This is a genomic window from Anatilimnocola floriformis, assembly GCF_024256385.1.
Classification (GTDB): domain Bacteria; phylum Planctomycetota; class Planctomycetia; order Pirellulales; family Pirellulaceae; genus Anatilimnocola; species Anatilimnocola floriformis.
Window position 1 is genome coordinate 2,938,444 of the sequence record NZ_JAMLFW010000001.1, and the last position, 16,790, is coordinate 2,955,233.

Sequence of the window (16,790 nt, forward strand, 5' to 3'; positions counted from 1 at the left end):
GCTTCGGCCCCTCACCCCGGCCCTCTCCCCGGAGTACCGAGGCGAGGGAGGTAAGAGGAATCACGACAGATTCACAATCGCCCCACGAAAGAACCCACTCGACTCCGGCGATTGATAGCGAATATCGAGGGCGGCATTGGCAATGGTTTCCTTCTTCTCCGCCGCGGCCCGGCAAGCAAAATCGAGAATCGTCGAGGTCAACTGCGTTCGCTCCACAGGATACTGCGGTACGCCACTACGCAAAAAGCGTTCGATGTGCCAGGTCAGCGGATTGAAAAACGCAGCCCCTGGCGGCGCGGGGAGATAGAAGCACGACGAGATCGGCTCGGCCACGTTTTTGATTTTGCCGGCGAAGGCGAACTCTGAAACCTGCTCGATCAGATTGAACGCGGCTCCGCGGGTGCCGTCGTTGTATTCGACCAGAATCGCCTGCGGATGGCGGACGTTTTCCTTCAGCGGACCGACGTTGAAACTGCTGCAACGGCGCATCGCTTGATCGAGCAACTGCCAAGACCAGCGGCCGGCGTCGCCCGCTTTCCAAACTGCATCACCTTCGAGCCAGGTCACGCTCTTCACGCCGGTTTCGCCGCCGGCGCGGCGCTCGAGCATGCATTGCAGGGTTTCGAGCGCGTGAAAGAAATAAACTTCCGGCACGCCGCGGTCGAAGCCGAAGACGCAAACTCCTTCGCTGAACTTCGTCCCCAGCGGCGGTTCGATCTCTGGCATCCGCCACGTCACCGGCAGCGACGAGCCTGCCATCAGGCCGAATTTCAGCTCCTTCGCCGTTCGCACCATTTCGGCTGCGTGCTCGTGGTCGTAGCTCAAGTGCTTATCGACAAACACCGGCACGCTCCTGCCGACCTTACGAAAGACCTTCACAATCTCCTGAAAGTATTTGTGTCGTGGATAAAGGATCTGCTTCCGGTCGTTCACCGGATAGTCGCCGTGCTCGATGATCAGCACCACGCCGTCGACGTCGAGTTGGCCATCCTTCAGCAGTGTTTCTTCGACGGTCTTGCACAGTTGAATGCCATGGTCGCGGCAGAAGCCCGGCCCGAGGTCTTCAGCGGGGGACTGATCATCGAGCATCCGCACCACCTGCACGTTCGGCTGATGATGAAAGCCATCGACCGGATAACCGTGCACGAGTCGCCCGACGATGTGATACGCATGCGAGCGCAGCCGAAAAATCGAATTAATCGCCGCAACCCGCAACGGTTTCGGCGGCTGCGATTGGTCGGCTGCAACGGCTGCTGCGGGAGCGACCGGCTGCTGCGCAAGTGTCTCGTTCGCGACCACCGTCGCCACGGCAGAACCGGCCACCGCGGCTGAAGACATCGTTAAGAACCGCCGGCGAGAAAAATCAGGCGTAGGCATGGGTAGAACTCCAAGCGATCGTAGGCCGGCAACAAGCTGTACTCAGTGCAGTTCCGGCAGGGGCCGCTGTTGGATGATAGTGATTCGGTACTCTCGCTTCCACGCCGTGCCGGAACGCAGAGTAGCTTGTTCTGGCCCACACTCGTCGCCGACACGACAAATCACTGACAAAATCCCGCGAAACAGCGTCGCCGCGGTTGCTCTTTCCCGCAGGGTTGCTTAACATTCCGCCGTCCCTCCGACGTTTTGTCGCAAACCGCCGCTGCCAACCGCTCAAGATCACAATTTGCCTGCATGAAGCCCGTCAAATTCGACGATCAACTGGCCCACTTCCTGAAACTGGCGGCCCGACTCTGCCAGGAGCAGGAAGCCGTAGCCGTGCTGCTCCTCTTGCCAGGACCGACCGACTGGGACGCAGTCAAGCACGAGCTCGACGGGTTGAAGATCGTGATCACGGCGGACAAGGAAGAAGAAGTCGCCGGAGCCAAGGAAGCCGGCCTGGAGACCATCCTGCTCAACATGGAAGAGGCTCCGACCTTCGAGCGCCTCACGCAGGCGCTCCTCTCGGGCGTCGCTCGCGAAATCCTGGCGCCGGGGGCTGGTGTCGTCGTTGCTTACTCGGGCTTCGATGCCGAATCGATCGATTCGCTCAGCTTCATTCGCCTCGACGAACACCTGGGCAAGCTCACCGCCCGCGATCTTCGCCAGCTCGAAACCAGTGTGCCGCTTGATACGCTGAAGGTCGTCGTCGACCTCGCCGTCGAAATCGGCCGCGAAGGGCGCGAAGGAAAAGCAGTCGGCACGATGTTCGTCGTCGGCGACACTCGCAAGGTCCTCGCTCACAGTCAGCCGGCCGGTTTCGATCCGGTCCGGGGTTATCCCCGGGCTGAGCGCGACCTGCACGATGCCCGCGTCCGCGAAGCCATCAAAGAAGTCGCCGTGCTCGACGGCGCGTTCATCGTCAGCCCCGAAGGGCTCGTCGAAAAAGCGGCCCAGCTCGTCGATGCTCCTTACGCCGACCTCACCGTCTCGAAGGGCCTCGGTGCTCGTCACTGGGCCGGCGCGGCCATTAGCAAAGCGACCCACTCAATTGCCATCGTCGTCAGCCAGTCGAGCGGCACGGTCCGCATCTTCCAAGCCGGCGAGGTCGTCCTCCGCATCGAGCCCTTCCGCCAGGCCATGAAGTGGAAAGAGTTCGAATACGAACGGCCGCTTGATGGAGACGACTAATGGCCGTCCGCCTCGCCGACTTGCACGACGCCCAGGATGCTCGCTGGGTCGTCGATCTCCTCGATATGTACTGCCGCGACGAATTCGGCGACGGTGCGCCATTGTCCGCGAAGGCTCGTGAGAATCTCATTCCCGGCTTGATCAAACACGGCGGCGCGCGAGTCTATCTCGCCTTCGACGATGCCGGCGAAAACAAAGAGCCGCTCGGCGTCTCGATCTGCATGCTCGGCTTCTCGTCCTTCAAAGGCGCACCGCTCCTTAACATTCACGACATCGCCGTCTCGCCGCAGGCTCGCGGCAAAGGGATCGGCGCTGCTCTGCTCACGTTCCTCGAAGCCGATGCCAAGGCGCTCGGCTGTTGCAAGATCACGATGGAAGTCCGTAGCGACAACGCGCGAGCGCAGGCTCTCTATCAGCGGATTGGTTATCGCGGCAGCGAGCCAGAGTCGTGGTTCTGGTCGAAGGGGCTGTAGCCACGATCAGGTGTCGGCCCGCCGGACTTTATCGTCCAAACGTCTCAAACTCATACCACGAAATTCGTCCATCCTTGTTGGCATCCATGTCAGCAAACGTGATGAGTTCAAAAATCCCGGGCAGCCAATACGTCGCATAAAACGACCGACTTTGCGGCAGAATCTGCTTGCCGCTTTGGCCATCACGATATTCCTGCTCGACCGCATCCCATTCTGCGAGTGAGATGAAGTTGTCGCACTGCAGAAGATCGATCGCACCGAAGGCAACGCCGCGGCCAGTCGCGCTGCGGTATTCCTTCCACGTCACCCGCTGATCCTGATTGCGGTCGAGTCGGGCGAAGTGAGTTCGTTCCCGTTCGCTGCTTTTTTCACTCGTCGTCCAAATCGTGCCGGCAAAGTCTGCGAGTATCAGTTTGCCATCTTCATCTTTGTCGGTCCCAACGAATCCTCGCGCCAGATTTTCGCCGGTCTGGATGAATTCCAAAAACGACAGCGATTGGTTCCCATCGAGATCGCGCAGGCGAAAGACATTCTCTTCCATCGTGAGATAATTTTTGTCGAACCGCTGCGGATCGCGGGCATGCGCGAGAAACTCTTCGCGGGAAACGGCTCCGTCGAAATTCGCATCCACATTCAAAAACGCACCCAGCGCATTCATTCCTTCGTAAGTGAGCGGTGGCAGCATCTTTTCGAAGGCGACCTGCTCACTCCAAGTCAGCCGCTCGTCGCTGTTTTGATCGCGCAAGACAAACTCCAGCGCCAGTCGCCGGCGTTTGCGTTCTTCGGCTACAGGATCCACTGGCTCGGGGCGGGTGAAAGGATCTTGTTCGTATTCCGGCTTTTCCGGCGGCGCTGTCACAAACTCTTGCTGTGTGACCTGGCCATCGCCGTTTTGATCCCAGCCGCCAAAACGCGCAAACTCGTGCGACGAAAACCCCAGATACTCGTGATGGAACGAGATCAGACCATCGCCGTTGGTGTCGACCTGTGCGAACTCAGGAAATTTAGTCCGCGCGCGTTCATCCCACGCCAGCAGCTTTGAAACTGACGACGGCTGATAGCTGTGGGCTTTGATCAAACGCTCGGCTTCGTCGATCGCTGCTGGAATATTCTGTTCGAACTCGAGGCGCGAAATCTTGCCATCTCCGTTCGCGTCCAGCCGCGCGAATTCCGCTCGCAAATACTTCGCCGCTTCGCCATTTCTAGGCGCTGGACGTGGCGCGCTACAACAAGCCAACAGTTGCCCCGCGAGCCAGGGCAGAACGAGTGAAACAACCAATGCCGATCGGCGGATTAATTGCGCAGGCATCGTTTAGAGCTCCAGTCTGGCCGCGAGGGTCTACAGATTGAGACGATGCTGAGCGTCAAAGCGTTTTGTGTTGCCAGCGATGGCCCAGCGTTTTGGCGACAAGCAAGCCGAAGGCTAGCGGGCGTTTTTCGCGCGCGGATACAATGGTACGCATGATTCGCGAACCCGTCGTGCCACTCACGATCCAATCAAAAGCCAGCCAAGGTTTTGTGCCTCCAGCGCGAAGTGTTTGCTTTGAGACAGCACTTCGGCAGCAGGCTCTCGATCTGGGCAGTCCACGAACGATCGCAATCCGTGAGCTCTTTTTCACCCGTTTTCCCCGCGGGTCACCAGAAACAGGTTCGTGGAATTTTCGCGAAGGTGGTCTCAGTTTGTGAAGCTGTCTGGTGCCGCGAAGCGAAAGCGGAAGACCCGGTTCGGATGTATGTCGCCGTTCGTCTCGCGTCGGGCGAGTTACTGGAGTTAATCGAGTTGGCGACCGAACCAGGCGTCTGTCAGTTCTTCGATCGGGGCAGACGATTCGGTACAGCAATCAAACTCTCCTCGCCCACTAAAAAAGGTCTATGGTGGCAAGAGATCTTCACGCTGCAAGAACGACATACGTGGCTTGTTTCCCTGCACAATCAGTTGTACGGAGAGATTGGATTCAAGTATCCGGTAAGCAACCACTCGCGGCTCTGGATCGAATGGGATAAACATTCGCCGCTCCCCGTCAACCTAGGCAATGTTTTGTGCGATGACTGGCACAATCTCGTCGTTCCCCACGACTCGCCTGTCGTATGTGAGCCCGACCTGCTGCGTATGCACTTTCTCCTGAGTGTTTTCTTTCGCATGATGTTTAGTTTTGATTTTCGAAGTTGAGCCCGCGTCTCCAAATCATTCCCACGCGCCCGGCCTCAACTTTCGGTCGATCTTCTCGAGAGGCCAGTACACCCTGCTCAGAAGCGGATTTGCAAAGCGATAGTTAGTGTCATAGAAGCCTGGCGACGGAGTGAGAGAAACCGCATACGATCTGAAGTCGTCAGGGCCGGGTTTCACTAACGCCAAATAGCTCCCCAAGTACAGCACTGGCAAGAGCAGCAGAACGATGGCGACAATCAGCGGTACTCTGGATTCGCGTTTCATGGAGTTTCTCGTTGAGACAGTTCCCAAGTCACGTGTAAAACGACACGGCAATCATCATTGCGGTTCGTCGCACCGTCTGCCATCTACTTCACATCCGCAAGCTTGATTGCCTTCCCGCCGGCCGCTTTGCTTTCTTCCGCTGCTTTCAGCAGCGTGAAAATCTCCAGCGTTTCAGCCGCAGCCACTGGCGTGGGACCACCTTTGTAGAACTTCGCCATTTCGATCGCGATGCCTTTGTAGCCCATGTACTCATCGTTCGTCGGCACGACTCCCTTCACCGGCAAGCCGTGGCCGTAGACGCCCGCGGTCGAAACGCCTTTGTCGCCGAAGACCACCGCGCTGTACTTCACGGCTCCCTCTTTGATCCCGCGGTATGTGCCGATGCGGCCGTCGCTCCACACGCAGGTGAACTGCTCCGCCGTCGGTGACGATGTGCACGTGACGCTCACCACGCCGGAGCCCATGATCGCGTAGAGCGTTTCGATACTATGGAGCGAGCTCCAAATAAAGCCGGGCGTTTCGTCGCTCGGTTTGCCGCCGCCGTAGACATCGCAGCCGATGACTTTGCCCACTTCCGGAAAATTCTTCATGCCGCTGAAGCCCGGACTGAAGCGATGCTGCGAGCTCGACCAGCAGGGCGTCTTCGTTTCTTCGGCCAATTTGAAAATCGCTCGCGCATCCTCGAGCGAACCCGCCAATGGCCGCCCGATGTAGACGGGTTTCTTCGCCCGCAGCACCGGATCGACCTGCTTCAGGTGATCGCGGCCGTCGAGGCTCATAACCATCACGGCATCGCAGCGCTTCAGCAACTCATCGACCGAATCGACCAACTCCACGCCATACTTGGCGATCTGCTCTTTCCACTTTGGCAGGCTAGTCCGACTCTCGGCTAGCAACTCGGTGCCGATCGGCACTGCAGCGACCACTCGTACGCCGAGCAAATCGCCGGTCGCCTTGGGATCGTTGAACAGCTGGGCGTAAGCCACGGCCTGATAGTTATCGAGACCAAGCACGCCGATTTTCACGGGCGGTTTTTCGGTCTCCTGAGCCAATGTCAGGCCGCAACAAAAAAGCATCACGAGCGAGCCGAGCGGGAGAGACCAACGTCGCATGAGAATTCGCCTGATTGAAGTTACTTCGATATTTCCTGAGACACGAGATTCGACCATTCCCGCAGCCAGCCGACCACTGCCTCGGTGTTGATTTCGGTGCCGGCTTCGAGGCCGTTCGCCAGTTGAGCCCAGACGTATTGCGCCTCTTTCACCCGACCGTAGCCGATCCCTTCGAGCGCATCGACATAGCTCAGCAGTGAATCGCGAACTGCGGCGAGGTCCGCCTCACCGGCATCCAACTGATCGGCCAGCGTGCGGATTCGTTCGATAACGCTGGTGTTTGACATGGGTGCTTTGCGGCAGTTGGAGCGAGTGATCTTACGGCGAAGCCAGTTGCAGTTCAAACAATTGTTGAACGTGTGAGACGGTAGGGCAACGTAGTCTTTCTTTGCGTGTGAAACTCGACAAAAATTGACGCATACCTTTCACACCGCAGCGAGTGCAATCCATGGCAGGTTCGCAAGCAGACGGAAAACGCCCGAATGAGCAGCGCGCTGGTACAACGCCGGCAAACGACACGGCCTGCCGTTTGTCGGATGACTCGCTGGCGCAAATCGCTACGCAGTGGAGCCTGCTGCGACTCGCGCACGACTTGCAAACCACCAGCGCCGATGCTGCCAGGCAGGCGCTGCTGTTGCGCTATGGCCGTGCGGTGCGCCGGTTCGTCGGCGTGGTGGTGAAAGATCCCATCGCAGCCGACGACGTGGCGCAAGATGTGATGGTCCGCTTGATGCGCGGCGACTTTGCCGGGGCCGATGCAAATCGCGGCCGGTTTCGCGATTTGCTGAAACATGCGATTCGGAACATGGTGCGCAACTACTGGTCGCGCGAGAATCGCCGGACCGGTGTCGAGTTTGACGAACAGCAGTTCGGCCCGGTCGACGATACCCAATCGGATGCTTGGGAGCAGCAATGGACTAGCACGTTGCTCGAAAACACCTGGCGCTCGCTCGAAGAATTTCAACGCAAGACGCCGGGTAGCCTCGCGTATTCCGTGTTGCGAATGCGGACCGATGAACCTGATGCAGACTCTGAACAACTCGCGGCGCTAGTGAGTCGCGCTGTGAATAAGAAGCTCAACGCGGCAGCGTGTCGTCAGCAACTGCGGCGCGCTCGATTGCGTTTCGCGCAATTGATGGTGGAGGAAGTCGCGCGCGGCCTGCCCGATCCTGCGCCGGATGCGGTCGAGGAAGAACTCATCTCGCTGGGCGTGATGGAATATGTACGCGATTTTCTCCCCGACGATTGGCGCACGGTCGGGCAGTTGCGAGCGGAAGAAGAGTAAGAAGTGTTCCCGGCCGAGTCGTCGGATTCGCTGCTTTCCCCGCTATTTTCCTTCCGTTACACTGTTCTTCCGCCTGCGAAGTATTCCTGCCGATTTCGTTCTGACCATTTCTCTCCGCCCAAATTTTGGGGTCGTTCCTTCTGGAGTTTCACCGTCATGTCGAAGTACACGCGTCGCCAGTTTCTTGAAGATTCGATGTTCGCCGCCGCAGCCGCGGTCGCGGCTGGTTCCACCATGCCGGTGTTTGCCCAGGAAGAAAAGGGGAGTGCCAATGACGAGCTGAAGGTGTGCGTCGTCGGCGCCGGTGGCCGGGGTGGTTCGCACATTGGTGCGTGGACCGGGAAGCAAGGTCGCACGACGAAGATCACGCACATTTGCGATGTCGACAGCAAGCGCGCCGGCAGCAACGCCGAATCGATCGGCAAGAACCAAGGGGGCCTCGTGCCGAAGGTGATCGACGACGTCCGCCGCGTACTCGACGACAAGACGATCAACATCATCAGCATCGCCACGCCCAACCATCAGCACTCGATTCAAGCCATTTGGGCGATGCTCGCCGGTAAGGATGTGTACGTCGAAAAGCCGGTCAGCCATAACGTGAGCGAAGGCCGCCGCGCAGTGCAAGTCGCGCGCAAGCACAAGAAGATCTGCCAGACCGGCACGCAAAGCCGCAGCAATCCCGGCATGCGGGATGCCATCGCCTTCATTCACGCCGGCAAAATCGGCGATGTGAAGCTCGCTCGCGGTTTGTGCTACAAGCCGCGGGCGTCGATCGGCGCCAAGGGAACGTACGAAGTGCCGAAGGAAGTGAATTACGACCTGTGGTGCGGCCCCACGCAAATGCTGCCACTGACACGGCCGAAGTTCCACTACGACTGGCACTGGCAGTGGGAATGGGGCAACGGCGACCTCGGCAACCAAGGCATTCACCAAATGGACATCAGCCGTTGGGGGCTGGGTGTGAATCAGCTGAGCGACAAAGTCGTCAGCTACGGCGGCCGCGTCGGTTATGAAGATGCCGGCGAAACGGCCAACACGCAAGTCATCGTGCACGAGTTCGGCGACAAAACGCTGACCTTTGAAGTGCGCGGCTTAAAGACCGGCGACTACAAGGGAGCCAAGGTCGGCGTGATCTTTGAGGGATCCGAGGGTTATGTCGTGTTGCCGAGCTACAACGGCGGCGCAGCGTTCGACAAGGCGGGGAAGATGATTGCCGAGTTCAAGGGTGGCGACGACAGCCATCACTTCCAGAACTTCCTCAAAGCCGTTCGTTCGCGCGATCCGAAGGATCTCAACGCCGACATCGAAGAAGGTCACCTCTCCAGCGCGCTGTGCCACACCGGCAACATTTCGTACCGCCTGGGTGAAACGGCGACTCTCGCTGCGATGACGAGCAAGCTGGCCGACGTCAAGACGAACGACAACATGAAGGAAACCCTCGAGCGGACCGTCACGCACCTCAAGGAGAACGGCGTGGATCTGGAAAAGACGCCGCTGACCATCGGACCATTGCTGACGATGGATCCCAAGACCGAAACGTTCCCCGGCAACGACGCCGCCAACAAATGGCTGAGCCGCCAGGACCGCAAGCCCTACGTGATTCCCGCCGAAGCGGATATCTAATTGCAAATTTGCTAACGACTCCCCCGCCGCTGTAATTGATCATACAGGGCGGGGGACATCGGCTTTTGCACGACTCAGCGGCGGCACGCATCCGCCAGCTTCTCAATCGATAACCGCTGGCAGCGCCAGGTCCGCTAGCGGTATCGTATTCCCTGCCCAGCGATCGCTGGGTTTGCGCATTTCGCTGCGAAAGGGACAACGATGCCCACGGTGCTCGTGGTAGACGATTCTGCCGTCGATCGAAAGTTAGCCGGCGGGTTGCTTGCGCGCGGCAGTGACTGGAACGTCGTCTACGCCACCGATGGTCCAACGGCGCTCGCGCAGATCGCCGCCAGTCAGCCCGACATTGTCGTGACCGATCTGGTCATGCCGGGCATGAACGGGCTCGAACTGGTCGCAGCGATCGTGCAGCAATATCCGCAGCTCCCCGTGGTGCTGATGACTGGCAAGGGAACCGAAGAAACTTCGCTGCAAGCCCTGCAAGCCGGCGCGGCCAGCTACGTGCCGAAAGCAGCGCTCAATCATCTGCTCGCACAAACCGTGCGCGATGTGTTCGCGCTTCGCCTCGCCCAGCTCAACCAGCAAAAACTGATGGGCTGTATGCAGCAGGGGCAATTGCATTTTAGCCTGGGCAACGACGCCGATTTCATTCCGCCGTTTATCAACTACGTGCAGAATCTGCTCTGCAGCGTCGGCCTGTGTGACGAGTCGAGCGTCATCCGCGTGTGCATTGCGTTCGAGGAAGCGCTTCGCAACGCCCTTTTTCATGGTAACCTCGAGCTCACCAGCCAGCAGCGCGACGGCGATAGCGCTGTCTATCAGCAGTTAGTGAGTGAGCGCCGCACATCACCGCCTTACAGCCAGCGGCAACTGCATGTGAGCATCGAGGTGACGCCGCGCAGCGGCACGTTTGTCGTGCGCGACGAAGGGCCTGGTTTCGATCCGCATACGCTGCCTGATCCAACCGATCCCGAGAACATCGAACGCGTGAGTGGCCGCGGGCTGTTGCTGATGAAGACCTTCATGGACGAAGTTCGCTACAACGTGAGTGGCAACGAAGTGACGATGATCAAGCGCGCGCCAGCCGAGCAGCAGAGCCAGGAAATTCCCGCCTGAGCACCACGCGCTTCGACTGGCAACCCTCATGTAGGTCAGGCACTTCAGTGCCTGACCCACGCAGAGCAGAATAAGCTCGAGTTACGCAGTAAACAGCCGGTCCGTTCCCATATACGGCAGATTGAAGTCACTCAGCGCGTCGCCCGTATTGGCATAGAAGTCATCGTCGCCGGTGTAGCCCAGCAGGCTGTCGGCAGCGCCATCGTTGCCGGTCGTCAGCGACGAGGCCAGGCCGCTAGGATGGCTCGTCGTCCAACTGAGCAACATGCTGATCAGCGCCAGATCATTAGCATCGCCGGCAGTCGAGCTTGCGCTGTTGGTGGTATTTCCAGCAAACAGCAAGTCGCGACCGTCGTCGCCGTTGATGGTGTCGCCACCAGTGCCGCCGATCAGAATGTCGTCGCCGGTGCGGCCCACGAGTGTGTCAGCGCCAGCGCCGCCGCTGATAACGTCGTCGCCCTCGTCGCCGTACAACCCGTCGTTGCCGCCGTTGCCGAAGACCCGGTCGTTGCCAGCGCCCGCGCTGACCGTGTCGTCGCCCATGCCAGCATTGATGTAATCGTCGCCAGCGCCACTGAAGATCTGATCGTTCGCGCCGCCGCCATAGATAATGTCGTTACCGCCGAGGCTGCTGAGCACATCGGCGCCACCGGTTGGCAGGTCTTGTTCGCCCAGCGTATCGCCCCAGATGACATTGTTGCCGCCGCTGGCGTTGATTTTGTCGTTGCCAGCGCCGCCGATGATCAGATCATCTTGCATGCCGCTCGAGGCGTAGTCGTCCCCTTCGGCCAGATCGATGGTGGTCGGCACGAGCACGCCCGTGGCGATGACGTAATCGTTCCCTTCGCCCGAGTTGACGATCAACCGACCGGTGACCGGGTACAAGCCGCTGCCCGCGTCGGTGCGCACGAGCACGACGCCCGCCGACGCATAGCTGATGATGATCATGTCGGGATTTGGCGTGCCGATCACCAGCAAGTCGCCATTGCTGGGCGTGACGACGGGCTGCGCCCCTTGAATCGCGATGCGGACGATGCCGGTGTCACTCAGTTCGCCGTCGCTGACGCTGAACGTGAACAGATCAAGCCCGGTCGCGCCGGGGAGCGGAGTGTAAGTGAAGGCCCCGGTCGCCGCGTTGAACGACGTGATCGTGCCGAGGTTGGGATTCATCGAAATGCCGTAGATCAGCGTCGGGCTATCCGGATCGCTGGCCGTCAGGACGCCGCTAACCGGCGTATTCAACACTGCCGGCAACGTTTGATCGTTGGCTACTGGCGGATCGTTGACGGCGACGACAGTGACCGTAAACGGTTCCGTCGTGGTCTTGTCGTCGGCAGTATTCAAAATGCCGTCGAAGCCGGCGTCGCGAACGGTGATGGTGATCGTGGCGGAACCTGTCTGCCCCGGAGTCGACGAATAAACCAGCGTGCCGGTTGACGACGGCGAGGTGTACGAGATCGAGGGATTGGCAATCAGCGCCGGATTGCTGCTGACAGCGGTCACGCTGATGGCTTGGATTTCGCCGCCGGCGGTGATGCCAGTGAGGCTGACCATTTGCGGCCCGGCGTTTTCATTCACACTCACGTCGTTGACCGGATTGATCGTCGGCGGGTTGTCGTTCTGCACCGTAATGGTGAATGTCTGCGGAATGCTCAGCTCGACGCCGCCGTTCGCCGTGCCGCCGTTGTCTTGTGCGACGATGGTGATGGTGGAAGTGCCCGACGCGCCTGGCGCTGGCGTGAACGTCAGCGTGCCGTTGGCGGCGATGCTCGGCGCAACCGAGAAGATCGCCGGATTCGAATTGCCCGTAACGCTCAGCGTCACGGCCTGGCCCGCTTCATTGGCCGGACCAGCCACAATCGTGGTGGCTTGGCCAGCGAAGGTTTGCGGACCCGCAGTATTCGGCACGGTGCGGTTCGGGCCGATGGCGAATGTCGGCGCGTCGTTGACAGGCGCGACAGTAATGGTGAACGTCTGCGCCGCGCTCGTATCGACACCGCCGTTTGCCAAACCACCGTTATCTTGCACAACGACGGTGATGGTCGCACTGCCGAAGGCATTTGGTGCTGCGGTGTACGTCAGCGTGCCGGTCGGCGAAATTGCGGGTGCCACGGCAAACAGCGACGGGTTGCTGTTGGTGAGCACGTTGAAGGTCAGCGTTTGTGCGGATTCATTCGCAGGCCCGGTCGACAAGTTGGTCGCGAAACCGGCGGCAGTCTGGGCGCCGGCGTCTTCGTTGCTGGTGTGCGTCGACGTGATCGTGAACGACGGAACATCGTTGACGGCATTGACGGTCACCACGAACGTGGTCGTCACGCTGCTGTCGTCGCTGTTGCCCGGAATCAGATCGAGGCCGGAGTCGCGCACAACCACGCTGATGGTGGCGGTGCCGTTGGCATTGGCGACCGGCGTGAAGGTCAAGCTGCCGCTCGCTGCGCCGGTGGTGTAGTTGACGGTTGGGTTCGGAATGACAGCGGTGTTGTCACTGGTCGCCGTGACCGTCACGTTCTGCGCGGGGACATCGGCTCCACCGCTCACACCGCTGAACGACACGGTTTGCAACGTGGCGTCTTCGTTGATGGTGAGCGGGTTGACTGGATTGATGGTCGGCGGCAAATTGGGCGACGGCGGGCTAACGGTGATCGTGAACGAAACGAGATCGCTCGTATCGAAGCCGCCATTGTTCACGCCGCCGTTATCGCGGCCCGATATCATGATGGTGGCCGTCCCTTGCTGTCCGGTAGCCGGCGTGTAAGTCAATCGGCCCGTCGCGTCGATGCTGGGCGGTACCGAAAACAAGCCGAAGTTGCTGTTGCTGTTGACGATGTAATTCAGAATTGCCTGGCCGGCTTCGTCGGGCGGACCAAACGAAACAACACTGGCGAAACCAGCCACCGATTGAGCGCCGGAATTGAACGCAACGGTTTGATTCCCCAGCGTGGTGATGGTCGGCCTGTCGTTGACCGGCGTGACATTGATCGTTTGCGTCGTCGACGTGGTGGCGTCGTCGGCAGTATTCAACACGCCGTCGAAACCGGCATCGCGAACCGTAACCGTGATGATTGCCGTGCCAGAAAGGTTCGGCGCGAGCGTAACGGCGACACCGGCCGTCGTGGAGGGTGAGGTGTAGGTCACTACGGGGCTGGCCAGCGTGGGATTGCTGCTCGTCGCCGTCACCTGCAGCGTTTGCGTTTCGCCCGGGCCTGCTGTGATGCCGGTAAACGTGAACGAGAGCGGCGGATCGTCTTCGATGGCGGGAAAAGGATTGACGTTGCCGTTGGTAATCGTCGGCGCGTCATTCACCGGGTTGACGGTCACCAGGAAACTCGTCGTCGTGGTCAAATCGTCGGGCGTACCGGGAATCAGGTCGATACCGGAGTCGACGAGCGTCACCGTGATCGTCGCCGTACCACTGGCATTGGCAACGGGCGTGAAGCTCAAGCTTCCCGTTGCAGCCGGCGAAGTGTAAGTCACCGTGGGATTCGGAATGAGCCCCGGATTGTTGCTGATGGCCGAAATGCTGATGGCCTGCTGCGCGCCATCGGCGCCATCCGTGACTCCGCTGAAATTGACCGTGGTCAAACCGGCGTCTTCGTTGATCGTGACGGGAGTGATCGCGTTGATCGTCGGCGCATTGCCAGCCGTGTTGATCGTGATCGTAAACGTGATCGGCGCGGTCTGATCAATGCCACCATTCGCCGTGCCGCCGTTGTCTTGCAGCACGACGGTCACTGTTGCGACGCCCGGAACGCCCGTCGGTGTGAAGGTCAGCACGCCAGTGCTCGAAATGGCGGGCTGCGTCGAAAAGATTGCGTTGTTGTTGTTGCTGACGTTGAAGGTCAACGTTTGCGTTTCGCCGCCGCCGGCTGAAATCGCGGTGGCCCACGGGTTCACCGATTGCGCGGTGTTTGTGCCAAACGGCCGCACCTGATTGGCGCCGGGCGTAAAGCTCGGCGCATCATTGACCGGATTGATCGTGAACGAAACGGTCCCCGTGCCCGATAAGGCATTCACAATTGCCGCGTTCGTGCCGTTGTCGGTGATCGTGTAACTGAACGACGCCGGGCCGTTGTAATTGGGCGTGGGAGTGAACTCCACATTGGAGCCCACCTGTTGCACCGAGCCACCGACAACGCCCGTGGTGATCAACGTAAACGTGAGCGTTTGGTTGACTTCATTCGCAGCTCCCTTGCTGTCGTTGGCCAGCAGGTTCGCGACGGGAATGACCACGACCGGCGAATCTTCATTAATGGCCGGGAGATTATCGGCGACGGCAACCGGCGGATCGTTGATTTCCAGAATATTGATGTTGAAGGTATCGGTGTCGGTAGCGATGCCATCGGTCGTCGAAACCGTCACGACAACCGGCGTAGCCGGTGGATCGATACTATTGCGATCGAGCGCCGGGGTGAACACCAGCGTCGCGAGTGCCGTATTCACTTGCGCCGGCGCACCGACGAACTGCGCGGTCCGCCCGCCGTTCAAAATCGTAACGACAGCAGTTCCCGCACCAGCATTTGCAGTGAAAGTACCATCGGCCGTCGCGCTGGGAACGGAGACCGTAGTCGTTACAACGGCCCCGACATCGGGATCGGCTACCGAGATCGGCGAGGGCATGTTGATGGCCAGCGGAGTGTCTTCGGTGGCGATCCGCGGCCCCGTCGCAGTGTTGACCGGCGCGGTGTTGGCGACGGCTGAAACCGGCGCGAGGGCGATGCCGCGAAACGCCGTGTTCGTCGGCGCCGACGCTAGTGTCGTGAAGGCGCCAGTCAAGGTCCCGTTATAGCCGCTGCTATCCACCAGCGAAGAAAAAGCTGCAGGGGTGGTCTGCATACTCGTGGGAATACGCGTCGCAAACAAAGTAACTGTGCTACCGCTGACGATGCCGGTAATTCCATAGAAATTCAGGGTGCCTGTAATGCCTCCGCTGAACGTCCAGTTGCCGTTGGAACCAAGAGTGTACTTCGAGACCCCGCTCAACGTTTCTTCGGCATAATACAACGTGTCTGGTCCGGGTATACTCGGATCCAAGTCGGCCATAAAAAACTGGTTGATTGCACCCGTCGCGGGCACGTTTGGCAGGGTCGTCGTCGTTTGACCAGAAGTCGTGGGTAATCCGACGCCGACGTTGCCAATTTTAAAAGCGCTACCGCTTCCGGTTGTGGCCATCAGTTGGCCATTGACTATTTGCACCGTACGTATGTTGTTCTGCGGCGAAACACTTACTACGGTTGAAGTCGTGGAGCCTAGCGTCGTGTACTGGACGCCGGTGTTGCTTCCACCAGTCCATATGTCGATTCCATTCGTGCTGGTTACAGAACGAATGTTATTCGTAATCGTTGTCAGTCCCGTGCTGGTGTCCATGACGCCAGCCGAATCGATGCGCCCCACGACGCGCTGCGTGACAGTCGGAAGTGACGCAGCCACCCCCCCCGTTCCCGCGACACTGTTGTACCCAGGAAACATGATGTACTGGCCGTCGGCCGATCGCGAGATCATGCCATCGTTCGTCGAACTCCCGCTGGCTAATGCAGCCAGTTGCGTGCCATTCGGCGCCGTCGGCAGAGCAATGGACTGAACCAGTGTGCCTGTCGGTGTGTACTCGTCTAAAAAAGCGGCCACGGCAGCGTTACTCAACGCGGCCACGCCATCGCCCGCACGGTAGATAACCAAATTCCCCGCCGTGAACGCCGCCATCAGGCTGCGGTCTTCCAGCTGTTCCAAACTTGCCCGAAAATGCCGCCGGCGCGATTGCCGGGTCAGGCTGCGGGATTGCGAACGGGCACGCTGGGGCTGGCGAAGTTTCATGAGCCAGAGACTCCAAAGCAAGGTGAGCTATCGACGGGGTGGAACGGCTGACGCAAGCGCTGGGGCAGGTCGCAGGCGCAGCGGGAACCGGCCAACTTGCGGTTGCAAATCAGCGATTCAGCCGGGCGAGAGGTATTTGGAGAGGATTAGGAAAAGGCGTTTGCGGACCAATTGCCGAGCTGCGAGCGGGGTCGTTCATCCGTAAAAATCGTCAAAATCCTAATAGCCACGAGCATACTGTCAGAAACCCATCCTTCAAGGTGGAAATTTAAGATTCCGCCTTTTTTCCTGAACATTGCGTGTAATGTTCTGAACTTTGCCTTAACCGAAGC

12 protein-coding genes are annotated in these 16,790 nt (G+C 59.5%); 6 read left to right on the forward strand and 6 right to left on the reverse strand.

The genetic code is table 11. The features are described 5' to 3' along the window. Positions 1 to 60: 60 nt before the first annotated feature. A complete protein-coding gene (locus M9Q49_RS11205; RefSeq protein ID WP_254508831.1) occupies positions 61 to 1,377 on the reverse strand; it encodes a hypothetical protein in 1,317 nt (438 codons plus the stop codon). A 294-nt stretch (positions 1,378 to 1,671) separates the two neighbouring features. Between M9Q49_RS11205 and M9Q49_RS11210 the strand changes: the two genes are divergently transcribed. Together M9Q49_RS11210 and M9Q49_RS11215 are read left to right on the forward strand one after the other, a co-directional pair. Then, positions 1,672 to 2,607 carry a DNA integrity scanning protein DisA nucleotide-binding domain protein gene (locus M9Q49_RS11210; RefSeq protein WP_254508832.1) on the forward strand — a complete coding sequence of 312 codons (936 nt, stop codon included), beginning with the start codon at positions 1,672 to 1,674 and terminating at the stop codon, positions 2,605 to 2,607. Further along, on the forward strand, positions 2,607 to 3,080 hold the full coding sequence (locus M9Q49_RS11215; RefSeq protein WP_254508833.1) for a GNAT family N-acetyltransferase: 474 nt from the start codon (positions 2,607 to 2,609) through the stop codon (positions 3,078 to 3,080). The genes M9Q49_RS11210 and M9Q49_RS11215 overlap by 1 nt, the downstream gene beginning before the upstream one ends. Before the next feature lie 28 nt (positions 3,081 to 3,108). Here M9Q49_RS11215 and M9Q49_RS11220 read toward each other — a convergent pair whose 3' ends face one another. Beyond that, a complete protein-coding gene (locus M9Q49_RS11220; RefSeq protein ID WP_254508834.1) occupies positions 3,109 to 4,389 on the reverse strand; it encodes a hypothetical protein in 1,281 nt (426 codons plus the stop codon). 294 nt (positions 4,390 to 4,683) lie between these two features. On the opposite strand from M9Q49_RS11220, the gene M9Q49_RS11225 reads away from it, so the two are divergent. Continuing rightward, positions 4,684 to 5,250, forward strand: a complete 567-nt coding sequence (locus M9Q49_RS11225) for a hypothetical protein (RefSeq protein ID WP_254508835.1) — start codon at positions 4,684 to 4,686, stop codon at positions 5,248 to 5,250. A 15-nt stretch (positions 5,251 to 5,265) separates the two neighbouring features. On the opposite strand, the gene M9Q49_RS11230 is transcribed toward M9Q49_RS11225, so the two are convergent. The 3 genes from M9Q49_RS11230 to M9Q49_RS11240 form a co-directional block, all read right to left on the reverse strand. Then, positions 5,266 to 5,514 carry a hypothetical protein gene (locus tag M9Q49_RS11230; protein ID WP_254508836.1) on the reverse strand — a complete coding sequence of 83 codons (249 nt, stop codon included), beginning with the start codon at positions 5,512 to 5,514 and terminating at the stop codon, positions 5,266 to 5,268. An 83-nt stretch (positions 5,515 to 5,597) separates the two neighbouring features. After that, positions 5,598 to 6,626, reverse strand: a complete 1,029-nt coding sequence (locus tag M9Q49_RS11235; protein ID WP_254508837.1) for a Gfo/Idh/MocA family protein — start codon at positions 6,624 to 6,626, stop codon at positions 5,598 to 5,600. A 20-nt stretch (positions 6,627 to 6,646) separates the two neighbouring features. Then, entirely contained in the window at positions 6,647 to 6,913 is a 267-nt protein-coding gene (locus M9Q49_RS11240) for a hypothetical protein (RefSeq protein ID WP_254508838.1), read from the reverse strand. Between the two features lie 161 nt (positions 6,914 to 7,074). On the opposite strand from M9Q49_RS11240, the gene M9Q49_RS11245 reads away from it, so the two are divergent. The 3 genes from M9Q49_RS11245 to M9Q49_RS11255 all read left to right on the forward strand — a co-directional run bounded on the left by M9Q49_RS11245 (position 7,075) and on the right by M9Q49_RS11255 (position 10,650). After that, the gene (locus M9Q49_RS11245) at positions 7,075 to 7,911 is read left to right on the forward strand and encodes a sigma-70 family RNA polymerase sigma factor (RefSeq protein ID WP_254508839.1); all 837 of its coding nucleotides are present in this window, start codon (positions 7,075 to 7,077) and stop codon (positions 7,909 to 7,911) included. Positions 7,912 to 8,067: 156 nt separating this feature from the next. Next, positions 8,068 to 9,534 carry a Gfo/Idh/MocA family protein gene (locus tag M9Q49_RS11250; protein WP_254508840.1) on the forward strand — a complete coding sequence of 489 codons (1,467 nt, stop codon included), beginning with the start codon at positions 8,068 to 8,070 and terminating at the stop codon, positions 9,532 to 9,534. Between the two features lie 201 nt (positions 9,535 to 9,735). Further along, positions 9,736 to 10,650, forward strand: coding sequence for an ATP-binding response regulator (locus M9Q49_RS11255; protein ID WP_254508841.1), 915 nt, complete (start codon positions 9,736 to 9,738; stop codon positions 10,648 to 10,650). An 81-nt stretch (positions 10,651 to 10,731) separates the two neighbouring features. Here M9Q49_RS11255 and M9Q49_RS11260 read toward each other — a convergent pair whose 3' ends face one another. Then, positions 10,732 to 16,458 carry a beta strand repeat-containing protein gene (locus tag M9Q49_RS11260; protein ID WP_254508842.1) on the reverse strand — a complete coding sequence of 1,909 codons (5,727 nt, stop codon included), beginning with the start codon at positions 16,456 to 16,458 and terminating at the stop codon, positions 10,732 to 10,734. Between the last annotated feature and the right edge of the window lie 332 nt (positions 16,459 to 16,790).